Annotated in this window: 23 protein-coding genes and 2 tRNA genes; 6 read left to right on the top strand and 19 right to left on the bottom strand. The window is 65.3% G+C overall.

Going from position 1 to position 23,252, the window contains the following annotated elements:
• Positions 1 to 2: 2 nt before the first annotated feature.
• From ABS45_RS04930 to ABS45_RS04980, 11 genes are all read right to left on the bottom strand, one after another.
• Positions 3 to 986, bottom strand: coding sequence for a TRAP transporter substrate-binding protein (locus tag ABS45_RS04930; protein ID WP_291553619.1), 984 nt, complete (start codon positions 984 to 986; stop codon positions 3 to 5).
• A 62-nt stretch (positions 987 to 1,048) separates the two neighbouring features.
• Positions 1,049 to 2,326, bottom strand: a complete 1,278-nt coding sequence (locus ABS45_RS04935; protein ID WP_291553621.1) for a TRAP transporter large permease subunit — start codon at positions 2,324 to 2,326, stop codon at positions 1,049 to 1,051.
• Positions 2,323 to 2,889: a TRAP transporter small permease gene (locus ABS45_RS04940; RefSeq protein WP_291553622.1), complete on the bottom strand. Its 567-nt coding sequence runs from the start codon at positions 2,887 to 2,889 to the stop codon at positions 2,323 to 2,325. Before ABS45_RS04940 ends, ABS45_RS04935 begins: the two co-directional genes overlap by 4 nt.
• Positions 2,890 to 2,997: 108 nt before the next feature.
• Complete coding sequence (locus ABS45_RS04945; RefSeq protein ID WP_291553624.1) at positions 2,998 to 4,407, bottom strand: amidase; 1,410 nt, start codon at positions 4,405 to 4,407, stop codon at positions 2,998 to 3,000.
• On the bottom strand, positions 4,404 to 4,979 hold the full coding sequence (gene pth / locus ABS45_RS04950; protein ID WP_291553626.1) for an aminoacyl-tRNA hydrolase: 576 nt from the start codon (positions 4,977 to 4,979) through the stop codon (positions 4,404 to 4,406). The genes ABS45_RS04945 and pth overlap by 4 nt, the downstream gene beginning before the upstream one ends.
• A gap of 120 nt (positions 4,980 to 5,099) precedes the next feature.
• Positions 5,100 to 5,741, bottom strand: coding sequence for a 50S ribosomal protein L25/general stress protein Ctc (locus ABS45_RS04955; RefSeq protein WP_291553628.1), 642 nt, complete (start codon positions 5,739 to 5,741; stop codon positions 5,100 to 5,102).
• 101 nt (positions 5,742 to 5,842) lie between these two features.
• Positions 5,843 to 6,808, bottom strand: coding sequence for a ribose-phosphate pyrophosphokinase (locus tag ABS45_RS04960; protein WP_291553631.1), 966 nt, complete (start codon positions 6,806 to 6,808; stop codon positions 5,843 to 5,845).
• Between the two features lie 47 nt (positions 6,809 to 6,855).
• A tRNA-Gln gene (locus tag ABS45_RS04965) sits at positions 6,856 to 6,932 on the bottom strand.
• A gap of 36 nt (positions 6,933 to 6,968) precedes the next feature.
• Complete coding sequence (gene ispE / locus ABS45_RS04970) at positions 6,969 to 7,835, bottom strand: 4-(cytidine 5'-diphospho)-2-C-methyl-D-erythritol kinase (protein WP_291553633.1); 867 nt, start codon at positions 7,833 to 7,835, stop codon at positions 6,969 to 6,971.
• Between the two features lie 246 nt (positions 7,836 to 8,081).
• On the bottom strand, positions 8,082 to 8,585 hold the full coding sequence (locus tag ABS45_RS04975) for a lipoprotein insertase outer membrane protein LolB (RefSeq protein ID WP_291553636.1): 504 nt from the start codon (positions 8,583 to 8,585) through the stop codon (positions 8,082 to 8,084).
• Positions 8,582 to 10,333: a tetratricopeptide repeat protein gene (locus ABS45_RS04980; protein WP_291553639.1), complete on the bottom strand. Its 1,752-nt coding sequence runs from the start codon at positions 10,331 to 10,333 to the stop codon at positions 8,582 to 8,584. The genes ABS45_RS04975 and ABS45_RS04980 overlap by 4 nt, the downstream gene beginning before the upstream one ends.
• Before the next feature lie 124 nt (positions 10,334 to 10,457).
• Here ABS45_RS04980 and mutM point away from each other — a divergent pair, with 124 nt between their 5' ends.
• Together mutM and mutY are read left to right on the top strand one after the other, a co-directional pair.
• Positions 10,458 to 11,273 (top strand): bifunctional DNA-formamidopyrimidine glycosylase/DNA-(apurinic or apyrimidinic site) lyase, encoded by an 816-nt coding sequence (gene mutM, locus ABS45_RS04985; RefSeq protein WP_291553641.1) that lies wholly within the window; start codon positions 10,458 to 10,460, stop codon positions 11,271 to 11,273.
• A complete protein-coding gene (gene mutY, locus ABS45_RS04990) occupies positions 11,270 to 12,301 on the top strand; it encodes an A/G-specific adenine glycosylase (protein WP_291553643.1) in 1,032 nt (343 codons plus the stop codon). The genes mutM and mutY overlap by 4 nt, the downstream gene beginning before the upstream one ends.
• Before the next feature lie 44 nt (positions 12,302 to 12,345).
• On the opposite strand, the gene rapZ is transcribed toward mutY, so the two are convergent.
• The 3 genes from rapZ to ABS45_RS05005 are packed head-to-tail and all read right to left on the bottom strand — an operon-like array spanning position 12,346 to position 15,768.
• Positions 12,346 to 13,203, bottom strand: coding sequence for an RNase adapter RapZ (rapZ, locus tag ABS45_RS04995; RefSeq protein WP_291553645.1), 858 nt, complete (start codon positions 13,201 to 13,203; stop codon positions 12,346 to 12,348).
• A 4-nt stretch (positions 13,204 to 13,207) separates the two neighbouring features.
• Complete coding sequence (gene recN, locus ABS45_RS05000) at positions 13,208 to 14,869, bottom strand: DNA repair protein RecN (RefSeq protein WP_291553647.1); 1,662 nt, start codon at positions 14,867 to 14,869, stop codon at positions 13,208 to 13,210.
• A gap of 2 nt (positions 14,870 to 14,871) precedes the next feature.
• Positions 14,872 to 15,768, bottom strand: coding sequence for an NAD kinase (locus ABS45_RS05005; protein WP_291553649.1), 897 nt, complete (start codon positions 15,766 to 15,768; stop codon positions 14,872 to 14,874).
• 81 nt (positions 15,769 to 15,849) lie between these two features.
• Between ABS45_RS05005 and hrcA the strand changes: the two genes are divergently transcribed.
• From hrcA to ABS45_RS05025, 4 genes are all read left to right on the top strand, one after another.
• Positions 15,850 to 16,854, top strand: coding sequence for a heat-inducible transcriptional repressor HrcA (hrcA, locus tag ABS45_RS05010; RefSeq protein ID WP_291553650.1), 1,005 nt, complete (start codon positions 15,850 to 15,852; stop codon positions 16,852 to 16,854).
• 42 nt (positions 16,855 to 16,896) lie between these two features.
• Positions 16,897 to 16,973, top strand: a tRNA-Ile gene (locus ABS45_RS05015).
• A 13-nt stretch (positions 16,974 to 16,986) separates the two neighbouring features.
• Positions 16,987 to 18,168, top strand: a complete 1,182-nt coding sequence (locus ABS45_RS05020) for an SPOR domain-containing protein (RefSeq protein WP_291553651.1) — start codon at positions 16,987 to 16,989, stop codon at positions 18,166 to 18,168.
• Between the two features lie 13 nt (positions 18,169 to 18,181).
• Entirely contained in the window at positions 18,182 to 18,517 is a 336-nt protein-coding gene (locus ABS45_RS05025; RefSeq protein WP_291553653.1) for an I78 family peptidase inhibitor, read from the top strand.
• A 69-nt stretch (positions 18,518 to 18,586) separates the two neighbouring features.
• Here ABS45_RS05025 and hemW read toward each other — a convergent pair whose 3' ends face one another.
• The 5 genes from hemW to ABS45_RS05050 form a co-directional block, all read right to left on the bottom strand.
• Positions 18,587 to 19,798: a radical SAM family heme chaperone HemW gene (hemW, locus tag ABS45_RS05030; RefSeq protein WP_291553655.1), complete on the bottom strand. Its 1,212-nt coding sequence runs from the start codon at positions 19,796 to 19,798 to the stop codon at positions 18,587 to 18,589.
• Between the two features lie 88 nt (positions 19,799 to 19,886).
• Positions 19,887 to 20,486, bottom strand: a complete 600-nt coding sequence (gene rdgB, locus ABS45_RS05035; protein ID WP_291553658.1) for an RdgB/HAM1 family non-canonical purine NTP pyrophosphatase — start codon at positions 20,484 to 20,486, stop codon at positions 19,887 to 19,889.
• A gap of 44 nt (positions 20,487 to 20,530) precedes the next feature.
• Positions 20,531 to 21,259, bottom strand: coding sequence for a ribonuclease PH (gene rph / locus ABS45_RS05040; RefSeq protein WP_291553660.1), 729 nt, complete (start codon positions 21,257 to 21,259; stop codon positions 20,531 to 20,533).
• Positions 21,260 to 21,313: 54 nt separating this feature from the next.
• Positions 21,314 to 22,216 (bottom strand): PP2C family serine/threonine-protein phosphatase, encoded by a 903-nt coding sequence (locus ABS45_RS05045; protein WP_291553662.1) that lies wholly within the window; start codon positions 22,214 to 22,216, stop codon positions 21,314 to 21,316.
• Positions 22,213 to 23,235, bottom strand: a complete 1,023-nt coding sequence (locus tag ABS45_RS05050) for a serine/threonine-protein kinase (protein ID WP_291553665.1) — start codon at positions 23,233 to 23,235, stop codon at positions 22,213 to 22,215. Before ABS45_RS05050 ends, ABS45_RS05045 begins: the two co-directional genes overlap by 4 nt.
• Positions 23,236 to 23,252 lie beyond the last annotated feature (17 nt).

The raw sequence follows: 23,252 nt of genomic DNA on the forward strand, positions 1-23,252 counted from the left end.
AGTTATTTCTTGATTTCTGCCTCTACTTCCTTGACCAGATCGGCCCCCACGTCGGGTGTGAACATGTCCCACACCGGCTGCACCGCGGCGCGCATGCGTGCGCGTTCCTGCGCGCTGACCTCGTTCACCTGTATGCCTTTGTCAGCCATCATTTTTTGCGCTCCTGCCGCCTGGGTGCGGGCCACCTCGCGCTGGTAGCTGCGCGCCTCGATGGCGGCATCCTTCACGATCTTTTGCTGCGCCGGGCTGAGCTTGTCCCAAAACTTCTTGGACGCAAGCGGGATGAAGGCACCATAGGTGTGCTGGGTGATGGAAAGATATTTCTGCACCTCGTAGAGCTTGAGCGCGGCAATCACCGCGTTGGGCGTTCCCTGGCCGTCTATGGTCTTGGTCTCCAGCGCGGTGTAGAGCTCGGGCACTGCCAGCGGCACCGGGTTGGCACCCAGCGCCTTGATCGTCTCCTGCGTGATCCTGGCCTGGATGGAGCGGAATTTCAGGCCCTTGAAGTCTTCCACCTTGGCAATCGGATGCTTGCTGTTGGTGGCGTTGAAGAAACCGTTTTCCCAGTAGGCCAGGCCCACCAGGCCCTGCGCGGGCAGCAGGTCCATGAGCTTTTGACCGATGGGGCCATCAAGCACCTTTTCAGCCTCCTGCGTGTTGGCGAACAGGAAGGGGAAATCCAGGATTTCGTAGGGCTTGACCATGCCGGTCAGCGTGGAGGTCTGCGGGACGGTGAACTCGATCGTGCCGCCCTGCAGCGCCGAGGTGACCTTCACGTCGTCGCCCAGCGCGCCGCCGTAGTAGGGCTTGATGTCGATCTCGCCGCTGCTCTTGGCCTTGACCAGTTCGACGAACTTGGCCACGCCCTGGCCCTGGTGCGATTTCTCGGGCAGCGTGACGGCGAACTTGGCCGTGATGGCGGCGAGCGTGGTGCCCGAAAGCCCTGCGGCCAGCAGGCCGATCAGCATGGTGGTCTTGAATTTCATGGAGATCTCCTCTGAGGTGGTGTCAAAAAAGGATGAAGTGGGGTGGTGCCGCGCAAGACGCTTCAGGCCCACCAGCGGGCAGGCACCGTCACCAGTGCCGGGAACACGATCACCAGCACCAGCAGGATGGCCAGCGCCAGCAGGAAAGGCAGGATGCCGCGCACGGCGTCGTCCATCGTCACCTTGCCTATGGAGCTCACGACATTGAGCACCACGCCCACGGGCGGCGTGATCATGCCGATCGAGCAATTCATGATGAAGACGACACCAAAGTACACCGGATCAATGTCCGCCGCCTTGATGATGGGCAGAAACACCGGGGTGAAGATCAGCACGATGGGGATGAAATCGAGCACCATGCCGGCGAAGAAGATGACCAGCATCATCGCGGCCATGAGCAGCATGGGTGAGTCGATCAAGCCCTGCAGCCAGCCACCCACCTGGCCTGAAATGTCGGTGATGGTGATCATGTAGGAGGCCACCATGGCCAGCGCCGCCAGCAGCAGCACCACCGAGGTGGTGCGCGCGGTGGAGAGCAGGCTTTCGTAGATGTTGTGCCACTTGAGCTCGCGATACACCACCGCCCCGACGAAGAGCGCATAGGCCGCGGCGACCACGGCGGATTCGGTGGGCGTGAAGATGCCGAAGCGCAGGCCGCCGATGATGATGACCGGCATCATCAAGGCCCAGCCGCCCTGGCCCAGCAGGCGCAGGCGCCGCCCCCAGCCCACGCGCGGCGTGACGGCCGCCTTTTGGTTGCGCGCGACAAACCACCAGGCGACCACCAGCACTGCGCCCATCAGCACGCCGGGCACGATGCCGGCCAGAAACAGCCGGGTGATCGAGACGTTGGCCGTGACACCGAAGATCAGGAAGCCGATCGAGGGCGGAATTACCGGCGCGATGATGCCGCTGGCTGCCATCAGCCCGCAGGCGCGTGCCGGGTCGTATCCGGCGCGCCGCATCATCGGCACCAGGATGGCCGCAAGCGCGGCGGTATCGGCCACCGCCGAGCCTGACAGGCTGGCGAGCATGATGCCGGCGCCGATGGCCACGTAACCGAGGCCGCCGCGCAGGTGGCCGACAAAGGCGCTGGCCATGTCGACGATGCGCTTGGACAGCCCGCCCGCGTTCATCAGCTCGCCCGCGAGGATGAAGAAGGGCACCGCCATCAGCACGAAGTTGTCGGCCCCGGCGATCGCGTTTTGCACCACAATCTGCGAATCGAACTGCCCGGTGAGCAGCATCAGCGCGATGCCCGAGAACATCAGCGCGAAGGCGATCGGTACGCCCAGCGCGATCAGCCCCAGCAGGCTGATGAGAAAGACGGCGGCGCTCATGGCTTGTCCAGTCCTTGTGGGTTGTCAGACTGCGTGCCGCCCATGCGCTCGGACAGGGTTTCGATGCGATCGCCCAGGTCTTGCGTCACATCCCGCTCGCTGCCGCGCAGCGCTTGCAGGATGTTGTGCGTGACAGGAAAGATCAGCGCGATTCCGAACACCAGCCCCACGCCGTACAGCCAGGCGTAGGAGATGCCAAGCACCGGATAGGTGTTGCCCAGGTTGATGACCGTCTGGTGCCAGCCGCCGATGATGAAGATCACGCAGCCGATCAATATCAGCACGCCCGAGAACACCACCAGCGCGCGGCGCGTGCGCGGGCCGACGTGGCGCTGCAGCGTGTCGAAGCCGATGTGGATGCGCTGTGCCGAGGCCAGCACCGCGCCTAGAAAGATCAGCCAGACGAAGAGCAGGCGCGAAAGCTCTTCCGATATGGCGATGCCGGAATTGAAGGCGTAGCGCAACACCACGTTGCCGAACACCAGAATGCCCATGATGGCAAGGCACGCGACGATGAGGATTTCGAAACTGCGCGTGATGCCGCGTGACAGCCGCTCAAGCATGGCAGCGGCCTGTGTTTGGTTCTTTTCGCATGGGCTTCCTTGAAAGCTTGCGATTGAATCGCGTTTCTGTCCGTTTGAAAAGCCAAACCCTTGCTTGTTTGTGGTTGGTCAACTTTCATGCGCGGGCAACGATGGCCATTGCGGGAGCGGAGCGCGCAGTTGCTCGAAGGCGCGTGCCACCTGCAGAACGCCCAGATCGTCAAACCGCTGGCCGGCAATCTGCAGGCCGATCGGCAGGCCATCGCCCGTCATGCTGCAGTGGATGGAGGCGGCTGGCTGCTCGGACATGTTGAAGGGCACGGTGAAAGCGATGTGTTCCAGCGGGCGCAGCGGGTCGTTGGTGGGCGATGGCAACCCGGCATCGAAGGAGGTGATCGGCGCGGTGGGTGAGAGCACGTAGTCCACCAGTGAGCAGGCGAGCACCGTCGCCACGCGGGTGACGTGAAACTGTTGGCTCGCCTCGAAGACATGTTCGGCGCTGAAATCGGCGGCGCTTTCGGCCCAGGCGCGGATGAAGGGCAGGATCTTGTCTTGCTGTGCCGGTTGCAGCTGGCGCAGATCCATGAGCGAGCGCATGCGCCAGAAGTGGTCCATGCCGTCGAGCATCGCGCGGGTGAGAAACGGCTGCATCGGCACGATGATGGCGCCGGCCTGCTCCAACACGGTGGCGGCGCGTTCGATGGCGGTGCACACCTCGGGCGCGGTGGCGAGGCCACAACCCGCGTCCAGCAGCAAGCCCAGCCGCAGGCCGCGCAGCGATTCGGGCGTGGCGGCGTGCTGCTTCCATGCGATGTTCTGCGGCGGCAGCGCCATGCTGTCGCGCACGTCGGGTTGCGCGAGAACCTGCATCATCAGCGCCGCGTCCTGCACGCTGCGCGTGATCGGCCCGGCGGCGCGGCCAGTGTAGGGCGGGTCTATGGGCACACGTCCGAGACTCGGCTTGAAACCGAACACGCCGCACCACGCAGCCGGCAGGCGGATCGAGCCGCCGATGTCGGTGCCCAGATGCAGTGGTCCGTAACCTGCGGCAGCTGCCGCGCCGGCGCCGGCACTGGAGCCGCCCGGGCCCTTGGCCAAGTTCCAGGGGTTGCGCGCGAGCGCGTGAAAGCTCGAAAGCCCCGAAGACAGCATGCCGTAGTCGGGCATCGTGGTCTTGCACAGCAAGACGGCGCCCGCTTCGCGCAGGCGCTGCGCCGGGGGTGCGTTGACCTGTGAGGGCGTGAGGTCCGTGGCTGCCGTGCCCAGTGGCGTGGGATCGCCCAGGGTGGCGATGTTGTCCTTGATGGTAACGGGAACGCCGTCCAGCGGCCCGCAGGGCGCGCCGCGCATCCAGCGCGACTCGCTTGCCCGGGCCTGCTCCAGCGTGCGCTCGGGAAGCAGCCGCCAGGTGGCGTGCAGCAGTGGCTCCCAGTGCTCGATGTGCGCCAGCAGCGCACGCGCCACTTCCACGGGCGACAGGCTGCGGCTGCGGTAGGCGGTCAGCAGTTCTGCTGCGCCGAGTGCATGCACGGCGGTCATCGGGGCGGCGTGTTGATGCGCTGGACGGCCTTGTCCATCGCGCCTTCCAGAAGCTCGGGCAGGGCAGTGAGTGCGTGGTCCATCGCCATGTGAATCAATTTCCTGTCATCGGGCGCTGGACGGCCGAGCACCCAGTGAATCACCTCGGCCTTGGCGCCGGGATGGCCGATACCTATGCGCAGCCGCCAGTAGTCGCTGGCGCCCAGCTGCGCATGGATGTCGCGCAGGCCATTGTGTCCGCCGTGACTGCCACCGTGTTTGAGCCGGATCTGGCCGGGGGAAAAATCAAGTTCGTCGTGCACCACCAGAATTTCTTGTGGCGCGATCTTGTAGAAGCGGGCCAGCGCAGCCACCGATTTGCCCGAAGCGTTCATGAAGGTTTGCGGCTCCAGCAGCCAGACGGGCTTGCCCTGCACGCTGGCGCGGGCCATGAGGCTGAAATAGCCGCGTTCGGGCGCCAGATGCAGCTTGAGCTGGTCGGCCAGCTGATCCACCCACCAGAAGCCGACGTTGTGGCGCGTGGCTTCGTATTCGGGCCCGGGGTTGCCCAGGCCGACAAACAACTTGATCATGGCGTGTGATTATCCCGATGCCGCTCGCACTGCGCAGGGGTCGCGTGCAGGCACAAAAAAACCCACCGCAGGGGTGGGCCATGCAGGAGCGCGCGGCCGCGGCCGCGCTGCATCACCACATCACTTTTTCTTGCCGGCGGGCTTGGCGGGCGCGGCCGCGGGGGTCTCGGCACCTTCGGCCGATGCCTCATCAGGAATGACTTCCGGCAGCTTGATCGAGACCAGAGACGGGTTCTTGTTGGAGCCGTGGATCACCGCCTTGATGCCCACGGGCAGCTTGACGGCCTGCAGCGTGAGCACCGACTTGGATGTCAGGCCGCTGAGGTCGACGCTGATGTGTTCCGGCAGTTGCGAAGGCATGCAGACCACGTCCAGTTCGTGCAGCAGCGGCGTGACGGTGCAGCCTTCGGTGACCACGGCAGGCGATGTTTCCAGGCCTTCGAAGTGCAGCGGCACCTTCATGTGGATGCGGGTCTTGTCGTCGACGCGTTGAAAATCGACATGCAGGATCTGCTGCTTGTAGGGGTGGTACTGCACATCGCGCAGCAGCACTTTGCTGGTCTGGCCCGCAACTTCCATCTCCAGGATGGAGGAGTGAAAGGTTTCCTTCTGCATGGCGTGCCACAGCGCGTTGTGATCGAGCTCGATCATCTGCGGTTGACCGCCCGCACCGTAGACGATGCCGGGCGCACGGCCGGTAACGCGCAGACGGCGGCTCGCACCCGTGCCTTGCATGTTGCGCTCAAAAGCGACGAATTTCATGGGATGACTCCAGTAGTTGGGCGGCCGCGACCAGCCTGCCCGCCTGTTTCAAAAAAGGATGGCGTGCACCGTGCGCGCAATCCGTGCTGCCTCGAGAGCGATTAGCTGAGCTCCGAGAACAGACTCATCACCGACGCTCCACTGGCGATGCGCTGTATGGTTTCGGCAAACAGCGGCGCAACGGAGAGTTGGCGAATCTTGGTGCAACCGCGGGCGGCTTCGCTCAGCGGAATGGTGTTGGTGACGACGACTTCGTCGAGTACGTCGCCCTGGGCAATGCGCTCGATCGCCGGGCCGGAAAAAATCGGGTGCGTGCAGTAGGCATAGACCTGCTTGGCGCCACGCTCCTTGAGCGCGCTGGCGGCTTTGACCAGCGTGCCGGCGGTGTCGATCATGTCATCCATGATCACGCAGTTGCGTCCGTCGATGTCGCCGATCACGTTCATCACCTCGGAGACATTGGCCTTGGGGCGGCGCTTGTCGATGATGGCCAGATCACAGCCGAGCTGCTTGGCGAGCGCCCGCGCGCGCACCACGCCGCCCACGTCGGGGCTGACGACGATCAGGTTGTCGTGCTTCTTCTCGTTCAGGTCGCGCAGCAGCACCGGCGAGGCGTAGATGTTGTCCACCGGAATATCGAAGAAGCCCTGGATCTGGTCGGCGTGCAGGTCCATCGTGAGCAGGCGGTTCACGCCCACGGCCTGCAGCATGTTGGCAACCACCTTGGCCGAGATCGGGACGCGCGTGGAACGCGGACGGCGGTCCTGGCGGGCGTAGCCGAAATAGGGGATGACGGCGCTGATGCGCTCGGCCGAGGCGCGCTTGAGCGCGTCGACCATGATGAGCAGCTCCATCAGATTGTCGTTGGTGGGCGCGCAGGTGGACTGCACGACGAAGATGTCGCGCGCGCGCACGTTTTGCTTGATCTCGACGGTGACTTCGCCGTCGGAGAAACGCCCAACCTGCATGGCACCGAGGTTGATGCCGAGGTTTTTCGCGATCTCGGTCGCAAGGCCCGGGTTTGCATTGCCCGTGAAAACCATGAAATCGGTGTGAGAAGCTTGCACGGTCGTCTCGAATGTCTGGCGGCGGGCAGTGCAACGGGCTTGGTGGTTGGCAGGGGAGGAAGGATTCGAACCCTCGCATGCCGGAATCAAAATCCGGTGCCTTGACCAGCTTGGCTACTCCCCTACACAGGCCGCGCGCATGCTGCGCCCGGCCTTGCAATCATTCATCCCTAACCCAGCCGACCAGCGGATGAAGCCCGAGATTCTTACACACTTTGATGCTCCAGTTTGCCGGTGCATCCGCAACATCGATCGTGTGTGTCATTGGCGCAAACACTGCGCTGCCAGAGCCGGTCATGCGCCCTGCCAAACCCTTGACTGCAAGCCATTGCACGGCTTTTGCAATATCGGGGCACAGCAGCTGCGCTACCGGCTGCAAGTCGTTTCTGCCAAAACCAAACGGCTTGCGTGCCTGCTCTCCAACGAAGCCAGCGATTGTAGCAGCTTGTGTTTCACGCTGAAGCGCCGGGTGGCAAAAAATCGCTGCGGTTTCCAATCCCGCTTCCGGCTTGACGATGATGAATGGCGAGGGCACGGCCAGCGTCTCGGGCGCCAGCGCCTGCAGCTCATCGCCTATGCCCTGGACCCAGGCGTTGCGCCCGCCGATGAAAAACGGCACATCGGCGCCCAGCGACACCGCCAGCCGGTGCAAATCGGCCCGGGACAGGCGCAGATCCCACAGCCAGTTGAGCGCCAGCAGCGTGCTGGCTGCATCGGAAGAGCCACCGCCCAGGCCGGCCTGGGCGGGCAGGCGCTTTTCAATGGCGATATGCGCGCCCAGCGCGCAGCCGGTGGCGGATTGCAGCGCGCGGGCGGCGCGCAGGCACAAATCGTCTTCAGGCAACGGGGTGCCGAGGTCTTCGCGGCTGAGCTGTCCATCGCCACGGCGCTCGAAATGCAGGGTGTCGCACCAGTCAAGCAGCATGAAGACGGATTGCAGCAGGTGGTAGCCGTCAGGACGCCGTCCGGTGACATGCAGGAACAGATTGAGCTTGGCTGGTGCCGGCACATCGTGCAGGGAGATCATGGCGCGACGCTTGTCAGCCTAGAAATGGCAGTTGGATGCGCCCGCCAGTGCCGTTGGTGGCGTGCCAGGCAAGGCGCGACGACGACGCAGGCTATTGCCTGCAAGGAGAAGCAACGCCGCATGGCGCGGCAACAGTGGTGCTGACGGGTGCGTAGCGCTTTCACTCAGGCGGTGAACGCGATCGAAGCCAAAAAATTCAGCATTCATGCGGGTTGTCCAATGATGACAAGCGGTCAACTGCCGTTTCTAGGGTGAGGGTTCGAGCACGATGCGCAGCACGGCCCGGGGCAGCGGCTGCAAGCGGATGGCAACGATCCGCCCCGAGGCCAGAGCGCTCAGGTCTACGTGCCAGCCGGTGGTTTGCGTTTCGCGGCCGTGCAACCATTCAAACCATGCCGCGACCGGCAATTCGCTGCCGGTGAGCTCGCGGGTGAGCGCGGCGAGTGAAGCCGACCGGTGCTCCGCCTTGCCGTCGTTCAGGATGGCAAGCCCGGGCTGCCAGGTCAGGCGCGCCAGCACGTTGCCCAGCGGATTGAACAAGGTCAGCGCGCCGCGGCTGGCATCGCCCTGGAGCTCGAATGCGGCGGAGAACGATTGCGCGGAGCTGTCCTCCACCTGCAACGCCAGCCGCCCGCGCCAGGTGTCGTCGCCTTGGGGCAGTGTGCGCGCAGGCTGTGCGCAGGCCGCCAGCAGCAGACTGGCGCCAAGGAGCAGCCAGCGGCGCCGCTGCGCTGGTGCAGGAGCCGTCAAAGACGGACCCCGAAGCGCTTGAGGGTGCTGTTGAGCGTGGCGTTGTCGCGCTTCAGACGCAGCCCGGCGCGCCAGGCATCGCGCGCACTCGCGTGCTCGCCCAGCTTCCACAGGACCTCGCCCAAGTGGGCGGCAATTTCCGGATCGGGCTGCTTGCGCATGGCTTCACGCAGCAGTTCCAGCGCGCGCTTCGGATGGCCCAGGCGATATTCGACCCAGCCCAGGCTGTCGGTGATGAATGGATCACCCGGCGCGAGCGCGAGCGCCTGTTCGATCAGCGATTTGGCTTCCTCCAGGCGCAGGTTGTGGTCGGCCAGTGAAAACCCCAGGGCGTTGAGTGCCTGCGGGTTCTTCGGGTTGCGCGCGAGGATGGAGCGCAATTCGCGCTCCATTTCGTCCAGCCGGCCAAGCCGCTCGGCCAGCATGGCTTTGTCGTACAGATAGTCGTCATTGTCTGGCTGCAATTTCACCGCACCGGATTGCGCCTCATAGGCGCGATCGATCTGCCCAGCCTCGCGCAGCACGATGGCTTCGCTCTGCAGCTTGTCGGCGGCCTGCTTGTCGTCTGCGGCCGGCATGTTGCGCACCAGTGCCAGTGCTTCACCCAGGCGCCCCTGACGCACGAGGAGGAGGGCGCGTCGTGTCTGCACATTCAGGCGCGTACCGTCTTCGTCCGTGAGACTGAGCCAGTGCTCGGCCTGTTTCAGATCGCCACGCGACTGGGCGATCTCCGAGCGCAGCAGGTACATCTGCCGGGTTTGCGCCTGCACCTGCTCGGATGCCGGCAATTGCTGGTAGAGCTCGGCAAAATGGTTGAGCGTCGTCTCGGCGGCATCCACCTTGCCCGCCTGCAGCTCCAGCGTGCTTTGCAGCAGCCACGCCTGGGCGTTGTCGGGTTGCTCGGACGTCACCGTGCGCATCTGTACCAGCGCCTTGTCGTACTGGCTGGTCTCGGAGAGATAGCGGGCATAGCCCAGGCGGACCTCCGCCAGCGGGTGTTCGTCGAGATAGGGCTTGAGCAGTGGCTCGGCCTCGGTCACTTTTTCATCGAGCAGCTGCAACACGAATGCCGCCATGGCGTCGTTTGCGGGGTCCATCTTGTGTGCAAGCCGGGCCGCCACGAGCGCGCCCGGCTTGTCGCCCGCCGCCAGCCGCATGCGGCCGGTCGTGGTCCAGGCGTTGGCACTTGTCGCGGGCTGGTCCTGCAGTTCGGTCAGGGCAGCTTCCACCACGCGCGCAGCCAACTCCTTGTCGCTGGCGTGCGCGTAGAGCAGGGGTATGGCGTTGATGACGGCAATCTTGCTGCCTTCGGGGGCATTGGCCAGCTCGCGTGCCAGTGGCTCGCTGCTGTCCTGGATGCGATTGAGTGCCACCAGTATGCGCAGCACGAAGCGGTTGGCATCGCGTGATTCGGGATCGGCCTGATGCCAGGCTTGCGCGGCCGTCAGCGCCGATTGGGCAGAGCGCGACTGCAACGCGATCTCCGTCGCGCGGCGGTAGAGCTCGCTGCTGTGGCTGCGCCGTGCGGCGTCCAGCATGAGGGCGTAGCCCTGGCCGGGGTCACCGCCGCCCACGGCGAGCTCGCCGACCAGCACTTCGTAGAAGAGTTCGGCGGTGGCGGCGGCAGAGACGGCTTCGGCCTTCTCGGCTGCCTGCAGCGTCTTGCTGGCGTCGGGGCCTGCATCGGCGGGAACGGTCGCCCAGGCAGGTGCGGTGAACATCGCGAGCGCGGCCGCTGCGACAAGCAAGAGGGGGGATGCGAGGCGAGATGTGCGCAGCATCGGCCCATAATAATCGAAGGTTTGCACCGCTTGCGCCTGCGCCAACGCCGTGTAACGCGTTCTTTCCACTCTTGCCCTGCGGCGCTCTGCCATGCCTGAACTCCCGGAAGTTGAAGTCACCCGCCGCGGGTTTGCCGATGCGATTGCGGGCGCACGCATCGGCGCCCTGACGATGGGTAAACCCCTGCGCTGGCCGCTGGGGGTAGAGTCGGCCGTGCTGGTGGGTGAACGGGTGCTGCGGGTCAGGCGGCGCGGCAAATACCTGCTGGTGGATCTGAGTACTGGCATGTTGCTGATCCATTTGGGGATGTCCGGCAGCCTGCGCTTTGCGCCAGCATTGCCAGCGCCGGGGGTGCACGACCACTTTGAGCTGCAAACCGATCGCGGCGTGCTGCGACTGCACGATCCGCGCCGTTTTGGCGCGGTGATCTGGGTGCAGGGTGAGGACGCACCGCTGGCGCGCAAGTTGCTGGGGCATCTGGGCGTTGAGCCCTTGTCCGGCGATTTTGATGTCGTCGGCTTTGCGGCGGGTCTCAAGACCAGCCGCCAGGCGATCAAACAGGTCTTGCTCGCAGGCCATCTGGTGGTGGGCGTGGGCAATATCTACGCCAGCGAGGCGCTGTTTCGGGCGCGCATTCGCCCCACGGCGATGGCGGCGCGCTTGGGGCCGGCGCGGGTGCGCCGCCTGCATGCAGCCATCCGCGAGGTGCTGGGGGAGGCGGTGGAGCTGGGCGGCAGCACCTTGCGCGATTTTTCTGGCGTGCAAGGGCAGGCGGGGCATTTTCAGCTGGCTGCCCAAGTGTATGGCCGTGCTGGCCAGCCCTGCGGCGTATGCGGCGCGACGATTCGCCTGCTGCGACAGGGCCAGCGCAGCACGTTTTTCTGCCCGCGTTGCCAGCACCCATGAACCTGCCGCCCGGTTTTGCCCAGCGCGTGACGCGTTGGCAGCAGGCGCATGGGCGTCGGCATCTGCCGTGGCAGGGCACGCATGATCCCTATCGCGTCTGGCTCTCGGAGATCATGCTGCAGCAGACGCAGGTGGTGACGGTGCTCGGCTACTACGCGCGATTTCTCGCCCGCTTTCCCGATGTGCAGGCGTTGGCGGCGGCCACGCTTGCGGATGTGCTGGCGCTGTGGAGTGGCTTGGGCTATTACAGCCGGGCGCGCAATCTGCACCGCTGCGCCCGGGAGGTGGTGTCGCGGCACGCGGGCCGGTTTCCGGCAAGTGCCCTGGCGCTGGCGGGCTTGCCGGGCATAGGACGCTCCACCGCCGGCGCCATCGCTGCCTTCTGCTTTGGCGAGCGCACGCCCATTCTGGATGCCAATGTGCGGCGCGTGCTCACGCGGGTACTGGGGTTTGATGCCGACCTGGCGAAGGCGGCCAACGAGCGCCAGCTGTGGGAGTGGGCTGAGCAACTGTTGCCGCCCGCGGGGCGTGAGCGGGATATGCCCGCCTACACCCAGGGGCTGATGGATTTGGGTGCGACGGTATGCCTTGCGCGCAACCCCGCGTGCGAGCGCTGCCCTCTGATGGACATTTGCGCTGCACGCCTGGCGGGCAACCCGGAGCGCTACCCGGTGCGCACGCGCAAGGTGGCGCGGCGCGGCGAAGACTGGTGGCTGCTGTTGCAGATCGATGCCGGCGGACGCTGCTGGCTGGCACCACGTCCATCGCGCGGCATCTGGGCGGGCCTGCATTGCCCGCCTGTCTACACGCAGCGCGAGGCGCTGGATATGGCGTTGCAGGGAGCGCATGCCGAAACCTGGCCCAGCTTTACGCATGTGCTGACGCATCGCGAACTGCGCCTGCATCCGTTGCTGCTGCGCACCGAAACGCCAAAGGGCGAAGGCGCCTGGTTTGGCTCCGACCAGTGGCAGGCACTCGGGCTGCCGGCACCTCTGCGTAAGCTGCTGCAGCAACTGAGAATTAACTGAATTGATAGCTGAATACGCTTGCCGATATTGCGCTGCGGCACAATTCAATCCAATTCCCGGTGGCGTTTGAGTGTCGACCATTCGGCTGAAAAATACTCCGCCAATTGCTCGACCAGATAGACCGAACGGTGCTGTCCGCCGGTGCAGCCTATGGCCACGTTGACATAACTGCGGTGGTTGTGCGCCAGGGGCGCGAGCCAGCGTGCGATGAACTGCTGGATGTCCGCCTGCATCAAGCCGACCTCGGGCTGGCGCAGCAGAAAACCCATGACGGGTGCATCGCGCCCGGTGAGCGGGCGCAGCTGCGGGTCGTAGTGCGGGTTGGGCAGCATGCGGACATCAAAGACGTAGTCGGCATCCAGTGGCACGCCGCGTTTGAATGCGAACGACTGGAACACCAGCGTCAGCCGCCCCGGCGGCACGGCCATGATTTTTTTGACATAGGCCAGCAGATCCGCATTGCGCAGCGTGCTGGTGTCTATCACCAGCGATTGCTCGCGCAGGTCGGCCAGCAGTTCGCGTTCCAGCCGGATGCTTTGCACCAGGGCTTGGCGCCCGTCCTGCAGCTCTTCCTTGGAGAGTGGATGGCGTCGGCGTGTCTCGGAAAAACGGCGCACCAGGGTGTCGGTGCTGGCTTCAAGGAACAGCGACTGAATCTTCACGCCGCTCTTGCGCAGCTGCTCCAGTTGCGCGGGCACCAGCGGCAGCGCGGTGGCGCTGCGCACGTCCATCGCAAGGGCCACGCGATTGGCATGCTGCTGGTGTTCAAGCTGGGCAAATGGCAGCAGCAGTTCGGGCGGAAGGTTGTCGACGCAGTAGTAGCCGGCATCCTCCAGCGCGTGCAGTGCCAGCGATTTGCCTGAGCCGGACATGCCGGTGATAAGTACGATTTCCAGCGCCATGGCGTCAGGGCTCCACGGTGGTGCCCAGCATCTCCGTGGCGTGGGCGAGGGTGGCGGGTGAGAGCTGCTCTCCCCCCAGCATGCGGGCGATTTCCTGCGTGCGCTGCGGGCCTTGCACCGGCGCCACGCTGCTGGTGGTTTGCGCATGGGTGCTGTGCTTGGCGACCACCCAATGCTGATCACCACATGCGGCTACCTGGGGCAGGTGGGTGACGGCAAGCACCTGCCGGTCGCGGCCGAGCTGGCGCATCAGGCGCCCCACCGTTTGCGCCACGGCGCCGCCGACGCCGGAATCGACCTCGTCAAAAATGAGCGTCGGCACCTCGCCCAGCCGGCTGGTGGTGACGGCAATCGCCAGCGCGATGCGCGAGAGCTCACCCCCCGAGGCGACCTTGCCTATCGGCCGGGGCGTCATGCCTGGGTGACTGGCCACCAGAAACTGCACCTGATCCATGCCATGCGCCCCGGGTTCGGTGGCCGAGAGGGTCACTTCAAACCGCCCGCCCGCCATGCCCAGCCCTTGCATGGCCTGCGTGATGGCCGACGCCAGCAAGGGCGCGGCCTTGGCCCGGGCGCGAGACAGCGTGCGCGCAGCCTTGTCATAGGCGCTCTGATGCGTGTGCTCCGCGGCCTCCAGTGCTGTCAGATCCACTGCAGCATCGAGCTGTTGCAACGACAGCTTCCAGTCTGCCAACACACCTGGGAGCTCCTCGGGTGCACGCCGGTAGCGGCGCGCCAGTTGCAGCCACAGGGACAGGCGCTCATCGAGCTGCCGTATGCGTGCGGGATCAGGGTCGGCATGGCGCAGGTAGCCCTGCAGCTGGTGTGCCGCATCCTGCGCCTCGGCGATGCTGGAGGCGAGCGTGGTGCACAGGCTGGCAAACGCCGGCTCCACCTGCGCGTGATGCAGCACTGCCTGCTGCGCATGGGTCAGGCTGCGCAGGGCGCCACCTTCATCATCGCCGCCGTGCAAGGCCTCAAGAGCCACCTGCGCGGCGGCAAGCAATGCTTCGCTGGCGGCCAGGCGCCGGTGCTCCTGGTTGAGCTCGTCCCATTCGCCGTCAACCGGCGCGAGTTTGCCGACTTCATCGATTTGCCACTGCAGGCGCTCGCGCTCCTGCTGCAACGTGCCTTGCGCTGCCCGTGCCTGTTGCAACTGCGCTTGCGCGCCGCGCCAGGCCTTGTGCAGCAGTGCCAAGGGGGCACTGTCAACGCCCGCGTAAGCGTCCAGCAGGCCGCGCACGGCCTCGGCGCGCGTCAGGCTTTGCCACGCATGCTGGCCGTGGATATCGATCAGCATCTCGCCCAGCGCCCGCATCTGCGTGGCTGTGGCGGGCACGCCATTGATCCAGGCGCGGCTTTTTCCCTGCAGGTCTATCGTGCGGCGCAGCAGCAGGCTTTCCTCGGTCGGAAAGCCTGCTTCTTCCAGCCAGGCGGCGGGCGCGCCAGCGGGTGCATCGAATTCGGCGCTCAGGTCGGTGCGGTCCGCGCCCTCGCGGATCACGCCGGTGTCCGCGCGTGCGCCGAGCACGAGCTGCAGGGCATCGATCAGGATGGATTTGCCGGCGCCGGTCTCGCCGGTCAGTACCGTGAAGCCGTCGTTGACCTCCAGTTCAAGTGTGGTGACGATGACGAAGTCGTGCAGGGCAATGCGACGCAGTGCCATGTTCAGGCGCCTCCTTCATTCCAGCTCAATTTGTTGCGCAGCGTGGCGAAATAGCTCCAGCCCACCGGGTGCAGAAAGCACGCGCTGTAGGGTGAGCGGTGCACGACGACGCGGTCGCTGAGCTTGAGCGTGGCCAGTGATTGCATGTCGAAATTGGCACTGGCATCGCGCCCGTTCACCAGCTCGATCACCACCTCGCTGGCATCGGACAGCACGATCGGGCGGTTGGTCAGCGTGTGTGGCGCAATCGGCACCAGCACCCAGCCGGGGATGGACGGGTGCAGCATGGGCCCGCCGGCGGAGAGCGCGTATGCGGTGGAGCCGGTCGGCGAGGCGACGATCAGGCCGTCGGCCCGCTGGTTGGCGACGAAGCTGCCGTCGACTTCCACACGCAACTCCACCATGCCCGAGGTCGAGCCACGGTTGACCACCACATCATTGAGCGCCAGTGCCTCATAGACGCAATCGCGCCCCCGAAGTACGCGGCCGTGCATCAGCGGGCGCACGTCCTCTTCGTACTCGCCTGCGAGCATCGGGGCCAGGATTGCTTCGTAGTCCTGCAGCGCGATGTCGGTGATGAAACCCAACCGCCCCATGTTGATGCCCACCAGCGGTGTGCCGTGGCTCGCCAGGCGCCGGCCGACACCCAGCATGGTGCCGTCGCCGCCCATGACCAGCCCCAGGTCGCAGTGCCGCCCGATCGCATCCAGATCGCGCGTGGCGTAGCCGCGCAGGTGGGTGTGCGCCGCCGTCTCGCTTTCCACCGTCACTTCGCAGCCCTGCGCCTGGACGAAGGCCGCAATGGCGCGGATGGACTGGCACAGGTTCGCCGGCGCAGCGCGCGCGCGCGAGGCCTGGTACTTTCCGATGACCGCAACCCGACGGAAGATGGACGACATGGCGTGATTACATCATCAAGGCGGCTGCCATCAAGGTGATGGCAGCGCTGGCAATGTTACGCGTTGTCCTAGAATGTTTTCATGCTGGACGAGCGCGCAAGACTTCTGCTCAAGGCGCTGGTGGAGCGCTACATCGCCGATGGGCAGCCCGTGGGCTCGCGCACGCTCTCGCGCGCGTCGGGGCTGGAGCTTTCGCCTGCAACGGTGCGCAATGTCATGTCTGATCTGGAGGAGCTGGGCCTCATCGTCAGCCCGCACACATCGGCCGGGCGCGTGCCCACCGCCAAGGGCTACAGGTTGTTCGTGGACACCATGCTCACGGTGCAGCAAAAGGGTTTGCCCGAGCTGCAGATCAAGCCCGAGCAGCCGCAGAAGGTGATAACGCACGCGGCTCAGATGCTCTCCAGCCTGTCGCAATTCGTGGGTGTGGTGATGGCGCCGCGCCGAGCCTCGGTCTTTCGGCACATCGAGTTTCTGCGCCTGTCCGAAAAACGCGTGCTGGTGATCATCGTTTCGCCCGATGGCGACGTGCAAAACCGCGTGATCTTCACCGAATCCGACTACACCCAATCGCAGTTGGTGGAGGCGGCCAACTTTCTCAATGCCAACTACAGCGGTCTGGCCATGGAGCAGGTACGCGAGCGGCTCAAGACCGAGGTCGATAATCTGCGTGGCGAGATTGCCCAGCTGATGCAGGCGGCGGTGAGCGCCAGCAGCGAAGCGCTGAGTGCGTCGCAGGACGAAGTGGTGATCTCGGGCGAGCGCAACCTGCTGGCAGTGAGCGATTTTTCCAGTGACATGGACAACCTGCGCCGCGCGTTCACGCTGTTTGAGCAAAAGACGCAGATTCTGCGGCTGCTCGACATCTCCAGCCGTGCTGAGGGCGTGCGCATCTTCATCGGCGGCGAGAGCCATGTGGTGCCGTTTGAAGAGCTTTCAGTGGTGAGCGCGCCGTATGAGGTGGATGGCAAAGTGGTCGGCACGCTGGGTGTAATCGGCCCCACGCGCATGCCCTACGATCGCATGATCCAGATCGTCGACATCACGTCCAAACTGGTCTCCAACGCCCTGAGCCACCGCGCATAGCCTCTACAATGCGCGCGGTCCGCGGCAGGCGGGCGAGCATGCGGGCCGTTAGCTCAGTTGGTTAGAGCAGAGGACTCATAATCCTTTGGTCGTTGGTTCAAGTCCAACACGGCCTACCACCCATCCCTCTCCATGCAGGACACCGCCGCTGCGACCGCTGAAGAAACCCCTGCTCAGCAGAGCCAGGCTGGCGCTGGAGAGCTGGCGGTGCAGCTTGCCAGGGCTGCGCTGGGGCCAGTGGGTACGGAACACTACCTCAAAGCGTTTGATCGTCTGGATGCGACGGGGCGGTCGGTCCTGTCGTGGAACTGGGCAGCGGCCTTGGGCGGACCGGCGTGGCTGGCGTTTCGCGGCCTGTGGCGTTGCTTGCTCATCTATGGTTTGGTTCTGGTGGCAGTGGTTGCAGCGTTGGCGTTTGCCAGCAGCCAGGCCTTGTTGCCAAGTGCCGTTGCTGGCGGATTGACGCTGGCGATGCTGTTTGCGGGCGCCGTGGGTCTGGGGCTGAGGGCCGATACGCTGGTGCATAGCCAAGTGCAGCGACGCATTCAGTCGGCGGTGGCTGCAGCGCCCACCATCCAGCAGGCCATCGAGATGCTGGGCAAGGCGGCACCGGGCAAGGCCAGGCTGTGGCTGGTGACGCTGGTGGCCCTCGCATGCGTTGCCGCTCTGGTGCTGGCAGCCTTGGCCTGGCGTGGCGATGCCTTGGATGGGAATGCGCCGTTGCGCAGCAGCGAGTCCGTGTCCGGGCCGGTGGGCTCGCTGGTGGATGCGGCGCCGCATGCACAAGAGCCGCCGCCCAAGCCGGAGCCCGCACCTGTGGTTGCCGAGCTGCCGGAGCAGGACGAGGCGCAGGCGCAAGCGGTTCAGGACGATACGGAGGCCGTGCTGGCGGCGCTGGCCAAGCCGGATGGGGCTGCCACCGCTGCCGAATCGGCAACTGCAGCGGCGAAGGCTGCAGCGGCGGCTGCAAGCAAAGATGCGGCTGCCCGGTCGCCGGCGCGCGCGGCGGTGGCTGAAAAGCCCAAGACTGCCGCGGCCGGGAAGGAGCCTGCCCGTTCCGCCACCGTCACTGCTGCCAGCGGACGCAAGCTCTACATCAACGTGGGTATTTTTGCCGATCCGGCCAACGCCCGCCGTGCCAATGATCAGTTGCGCAAGGCAGGTTTGCCTTCTGCCGTCGATACCCTGGAGCGCCCCGACAACAAGCGCCTGCAGCGTGTGCGCGTCGGCCCGTTCACCTCGGCGGCGCAGGCCAACGAAGCGGCGGCCAAGGTCAGGTCGCTGGGCCTGGATGCCGTGCCGGCTGTGAAGTGAGAAGAAGGCTTCAATGTCATTGATCGAATTTTTCCGGCCTGTTCTGGTGGCGTTGGCTGCTGCGGCGTTGGTGGCCTGCTCTTCCGCCCCGTGGGCACCTTCGCCGCAACCCGCTCCCCTGGGCCGCGCCGATGCGCCTGCGGGCGGTGTTTGCGCTGCGGCGGCGGCGCAGGCGCTGCGCGGCAAGAGCGCCGATGCGCAAACCGTGGAGCGGGCGCGCGTGGCGTCCGGTGCCCGCAAGGCGCGGGTGCTTTACCCCGGGCAGGTGACGACCAAAGAGTTTGACGCTGAGCGGCTCAACCTCGATGTGGATGCCAAGGGTGTGATCCTGGCAGTGCGCTGCGGCTGAAGATGGCGCGATCGGTTCGCGGGGCTCCAGCGCGCCGCTGTGCGCCTGGGGCATTGCGCCGTTGCCGGATCAGCCGGGCAAGAACAACTCTTGCAGGTCGCTCAAGAAATCAAAGCCGCGTTCGGTCGGCTGGATGTGCACCAGATTGGTCTTGAGCAAGCCCCTCGCTTCGGCGGCCTTCAGGCCCTGCGTGATGGCGGTGACGGGCTGTCCGGTGCGGGTGCAGAAATCGCGCACCAGAAAGCCGTCCTTCAGCCGCAGCGCATTGAGCATGAATTCAAACGCCAGGTCCTGTTTGGAGACTTCGTGCTCCTGCGCAATGGCGTTGCCGGACAGTGCATGCTCCATGTACTGTTTCGGGTCGCGATAGCGCACCTGGCGCATCACGCGATGGGCAAAACTCAACTTGCCGTGCGCGCCCGCGCCTATGCCGATGTAGTCGCCAAACTGCCAGTAGTTGGTGTTGTGGGTGCAGCGGTGCGCCGCCTGGGCGAAGGCGGAGACTTCGTATCGCGCAAGGCCGGCCGCTTGGGTCAATGCCGTGATGCGGTCCAGCATGGCATAGGCGACATCGCCATCGGGCAGGCGCGGCGGGTATTTGGCGAACAGCGTGTTGGGCTCTATCGTCAGGTGATAGATCGAGAGGTGCGGCGGCTTGAAGCCGAGCGCCGTGCGCAGGTCTTCTTCCAGTTGCGTGAGGCTCTGGCCGGGCAGGGCGTACATCAGATCGAGGTTGAAGGTCTCGAAATTGCTGGCCACTTCCTCGGCGGCGGCGCGGGCCTGCGCCGCGTCGTGCACGCGGCCGATGGCCTTCAGATGGGCGTCGTTGAAGCTTTGCACGCCGATCGACAGGCGCGTCACACCGGCGGCGCGAAAGGCCCTGAAGCGGTCTTTCTCGAAGGTGCCCGGGTTGGCTTCGAGCGTGATTTCGCAACCGGCTTCGAGCATCAGTCGCGCGCGGATCATCGCGATCAGGCGGTCGATTGCCTCGGGTGAAAACAGGCTGGGCGTGCCGCCGCCGATGAAGATGCTGCTGACCGTGCGGCCCCAGACCAGCGGCAGCACGGCTTCCAGATCGGCGGTGAGTGCGGCGATGTAGCGTGCCTCGGGCGCGCCTTCGCCGTGCTTGAGGGCATGCGAATTGAAGTCGCAGTAAGGGCACTTCTTCAGGCACCAGGGGATGTGCACGTAGAGGGAGAGCGGCGGCAGGCTGGGCAGGCGCAGTGGCCCGGGGCCGATGTAGCGCTGCACGTCCTGCAGTGCAGTGGTGTCGTGGTTCATGGGCGTTTATTCCTGAAACAATAGCTGTCAGCGCTTGCCCAGCATGCGCCAGAGCCAAAAATGACTTGAAACCTGAGCTGTGTCCGGCTCAGAACCAGCATTCCCGCATGAGCGCAAGCATCTGCTGTGCCGCACGACCGCGGTGGCTATGGGTGTTCTTGACGTCCGTCGGCAGCTCGGCAAAGGTCTTCCCCAATGGTGGCAGAGCCATCACCGGGTCAAAGCCGAAGCCGCCGCTGCCCCGTGGCGCGCGCGTGATTTCGCCGTGCACGCGCCCGACGGCGATCAGCGGCTCGGGGTCTTCGGGGTTGCGCAGGGCCACGAGGGTGCTGACCATGCTGGCGCGCCGGTCGTCGATGTTCGCCATCTGCTCAAGCAGCGCGCGCACGTTGTTGGCATCGCCCTTCGCGTAGCCAAAGCGCGTGGCAAAGGTGGCGGTCTGCACGCCTGGCTCGCCGCCAAAGGCCTGCACGCACAGGCCGGCGTCGTCGGCCAGGGCGGGCAGCCCGGTGGCGCGGCTGGCATGGCGCGCTTTCACCAGTGCGTTCTCGACGAAGGTATGAAAAGGCTCTTCGGCTTCGGCCACCCCCAGAGCGCCCTGGGTGAACAGTTCCACGCCCAGCGGCATCAGCAGGGTCTGCAGCTCGGCGAGCTTGCCCTGGTTGTGAGATGCAAGAACGAGTTTCATGAAAAAACGGGCTGTAGCGCCCTGTGGTAAAGCGTTGAACGCTCTTAGTTTGAGAGTGATTGCTGCTGCAGCGCCAGCAATTGCACGATGCCGATCTCGCCGAGCTGCAGCAGCCGGTCGAGCTCGCTGCGCGAGAACGTGGCGCCTTCGGCCGTACCTTGCAGCTCCACGTACTGCCCGGCGCCGGTCATCACGATGTTCATGTCGGTGTCGCAGGCCGAGTCCTCGACGTATTCCAGATCGAGCAGCGGCGTGCCCTGCACGATGCCGACCGAAACCGCGGCGACGGCGCCGGTGAGCGGGCTTTCGCTGAGCGCGCCGCTGGCCAGCAGCGTGGCTACTGCATCGTGCGCCGCCACCCAGGCGCCGGTGATGGCGGCGGTGCGCGTGCCGCCATCGGCCTGCAGCACGTCGCAGTCGAGCGTGATGGTGCGCTCGCCGAGCTTCTTCAAGTCAAAGACGGCGCGCAGGCTGCGGCCTATCAGGCGCTGGATTTCTTGCGTGCGCCCGCTCTGCTTGCCCTTGGCGGCTTCGCGCGCTCCGCGCGTGTTGGTGGCGCGCGGCAGCATGCCGTATTCGGCCGTGACCCAACCTTCGCCGCTGCCGCGCTTGTGCGGCGGCACTTTTTCCTCGACTGAGGCGGTGCACAGGACGTGCGTGGCGCCGAACTCGATCAGCACCGCGCCTTCCGCGTGCATGGTGTAGTGGCGCGTGATGCGCACGGGGCGTAGCTGGTCGGCGGCGCGGTTGCCGCTGCGGCAATAAGAGGTCATGGGTCTTCTCTGCTGGATGGGACCGCCTCGGGCGGTCGCGGAACGGGGGCGATGTCAGCCTTGCGCCTTGCGCGCGGCGGTGCGCCGGATGGTTTCGTTGATTTCGGCGATGGAACGCTCGATCGCCTTGTCGTCCAGCACTTCGTCTGCCGGATCGAAATCGTCGGTCTGGATGGTAGAGGCAAACCCGTCTTCGGTGCCGGTGTCTATGCCATCGTCCTTGTCCGCGTCGGGGATGATGGGCGTATCCCATTGCAGCGCAAGCGCGGTGACGTTGTCGCTGGCACTGCCGGCGTTGCGCAGGGCCAGATCCACCAGCATGGGCACGGCATCGGCGACGCGCTGGCGCGAGAGGATCTGCACGATGGCTTCATCGCTCACGGCATCCCACAGCCCATCCGAACACAGCAGCAGGCGATCGCCCGCATCCAGCAGCACGGCATTGGAGACGTCGTACAACGGGCGCACGGGCGAGCCCAGACAGGTGAAGAGCACGTTGCGGTTGACCGGCTCGGCGCCGAGGGCGCCCTGCAGCTCGCGGTAGGAGTGGTCGCGCGTGCGTGCCAGCAGCGCGCCGCCGCGTACCAGATAGGCGCGCGAATCGCCGCAGTGGGCCCAGCGCACCTGGCCATCCTGCACCAGGGCCACCACCAGCGTGGTGCGCGGCGCGTCGGGCATGGAGCGTGACTTGGCATAGGCAAGAATGGCATCGTGCGCGGCGATCACGCTGGCGGAGAGAAACAGCGCCACATCCTCCAGCGCCGGCTTGGCTTCGCGCTGAAAGCGCAGGGCCACGGTCTGGATCGCGATCTGCGCCGCGACTTCGCCTTGCGGATGGCCGCCCATGCCGTCTGCCAGCACGAACAGACAGGCTTCGCGCGTGTAGGCGTAGCCCATGCGATCTTCGTTGTTGGCGCGTCCGCCCTGGCGGCTGAGCTGAAAGACCGAGAATTTCATTTGGGCCGCATTCCTGTGGCAGCCGGCACTGTCGGCTTGATGATGGTTTTCTTCGCGTCGCTGACGAAGGTGTCGAGTTGCAAGCGCATTTTTTCCGCCATCGACAGGCGGGTGTAGCGGCGTTCGCCTTCGCGTGAAAGCTCTTTTTGCAGCGCGAACACCGATTGCGGGCGGTCCAGCGGGTTCAGCGCCATGCACCATTCCACCAGCTCGATCAGGTTGTCCGAATAGACACCGCGCAGTTTCTGCAGCGACAGCGCCATCTTGTCCTTGGTCTGGCGCTGTGGCGCCTCGGTCGGCGGATAGCCGTGCATGCAGGCGAACATGCAGGCGCCGATAGCGTAGATGTCCGTCCAGGGGCCGAGTGCCGAATCGCGCCGGTACATCTCCGGCGCGGCGAAGCCCGGCGTATACATCGGGCGGGTGAAGTTGCCTTCCTTGGACAGCACCTCGCGCGCCGCGCCGAAATCGATCATCACCGCGCGGTTGTCGTCGGTAACGAAGACATTGGCCGGCTTGATGTCCAGGTGCAGCATCTTGTGCTGATGCACCACCCGCAGACCGCGCAGAATTTCGTCGAACAGAGAGCGGATCGTGGATTCGCGAAACACCTTGTCCTGCTTCAGGCTTCTGGCGGTGACGATGAACTCCTGCAGCGAAGCGCCCTCCAGGTAGTTCATCACCATGTAGACGGTGTCGTTCTCGCGGAAAAAATTGAGCACCGTCACCACGGACGAGTGCGCAATCTGCGCCAGCGCGCGCCCCTCTTCGAAGAAGCTCTTGAGCCCGAGGCGGTAGAGCGAGAGCTTTTCCGGTGCCACCTGCGGCTGCAGCTCACCCTGCGCGCGCGTCGCCAGCGATGCGGGCAGGTATTCCTTGATGGCCACCTGCTGACCATCGCGGTCCAACGCCAGATAGACGACGCCGAACCCCCCGGCGGCGAGGCGCCGCATGATGCGATATCCGCCTATGGATGTGTCTTCAGGCAGCGGTGCAGGCTTGGCCTTGGGCGATGACATGGCGCTGGATCAATACG

Origin of the sequence: Comamonas sp. SCN 65-56, assembly GCF_001724135.1 — a bacterium.
In the GTDB taxonomy this organism is placed as follows: Bacteria; Pseudomonadota; Gammaproteobacteria; order Burkholderiales; family Burkholderiaceae_C; genus Comamonas_C.

Coding starts and splice junctions, on each gene's coding strand:
- ABS45_RS04930 (WP_291553619.1), bottom strand. CDS start 986: ATGAAATTCAAGACCACCATGCTGATCGGCCTGCTGGCCGCAGGGCTT.
- ABS45_RS04935 (WP_291553621.1), bottom strand. CDS start 2,326: ATGAGCGCCGCCGTCTTTCTCATCAGCCTGCTGGGGCTGATCGCGCTG.
- ABS45_RS04940 (WP_291553622.1), bottom strand. CDS start 2,889: ATGCTTGAGCGGCTGTCACGCGGCATCACGCGCAGTTTCGAAATCCTC.
- ABS45_RS04945 (WP_291553624.1), bottom strand. CDS start 4,407: ATGACCGCCGTGCATGCACTCGGCGCAGCAGAACTGCTGACCGCCTAC.
- pth (WP_291553626.1), bottom strand. CDS start 4,979: ATGATCAAGTTGTTTGTCGGCCTGGGCAACCCCGGGCCCGAATACGAA.
- ABS45_RS04955 (WP_291553628.1), bottom strand. CDS start 5,741: ATGAAATTCGTCGCTTTTGAGCGCAACATGCAAGGCACGGGTGCGAGC.
- ispE (WP_291553633.1), bottom strand. CDS start 7,835: ATGATCTCCCTGCACGATGTGCCGGCACCAGCCAAGCTCAATCTGTTC.
- mutM (WP_291553641.1), top strand. CDS start 10,458: ATGCCTGAACTCCCGGAAGTTGAAGTCACCCGCCGCGGGTTTGCCGAT.
- mutY (WP_291553643.1), top strand. CDS start 11,270: ATGAACCTGCCGCCCGGTTTTGCCCAGCGCGTGACGCGTTGGCAGCAG.
- rapZ (WP_291553645.1), bottom strand. CDS start 13,203: ATGGCGCTGGAAATCGTACTTATCACCGGCATGTCCGGCTCAGGCAAA.
- recN (WP_291553647.1), bottom strand. CDS start 14,869: ATGGCACTGCGTCGCATTGCCCTGCACGACTTCGTCATCGTCACCACA.
- ABS45_RS05005 (WP_291553649.1), bottom strand. CDS start 15,768: ATGTCGTCCATCTTCCGTCGGGTTGCGGTCATCGGAAAGTACCAGGCC.
- hrcA (WP_291553650.1), top strand. CDS start 15,850: ATGCTGGACGAGCGCGCAAGACTTCTGCTCAAGGCGCTGGTGGAGCGC.
- ABS45_RS05020 (WP_291553651.1), top strand. CDS start 16,987: ATGCAGGACACCGCCGCTGCGACCGCTGAAGAAACCCCTGCTCAGCAG.
- ABS45_RS05025 (WP_291553653.1), top strand. CDS start 18,182: ATGTCATTGATCGAATTTTTCCGGCCTGTTCTGGTGGCGTTGGCTGCT.
- hemW (WP_291553655.1), bottom strand. CDS start 19,798: ATGAACCACGACACCACTGCACTGCAGGACGTGCAGCGCTACATCGGC.
- rdgB (WP_291553658.1), bottom strand. CDS start 20,486: ATGAAACTCGTTCTTGCATCTCACAACCAGGGCAAGCTCGCCGAGCTG.
- rph (WP_291553660.1), bottom strand. CDS start 21,259: ATGACCTCTTATTGCCGCAGCGGCAACCGCGCCGCCGACCAGCTACGC.
- ABS45_RS05045 (WP_291553662.1), bottom strand. CDS start 22,216: ATGAAATTCTCGGTCTTTCAGCTCAGCCGCCAGGGCGGACGCGCCAAC.
- ABS45_RS05050 (WP_291553665.1), bottom strand. CDS start 23,235: ATGTCATCGCCCAAGGCCAAGCCTGCACCGCTGCCTGAAGACACATCC.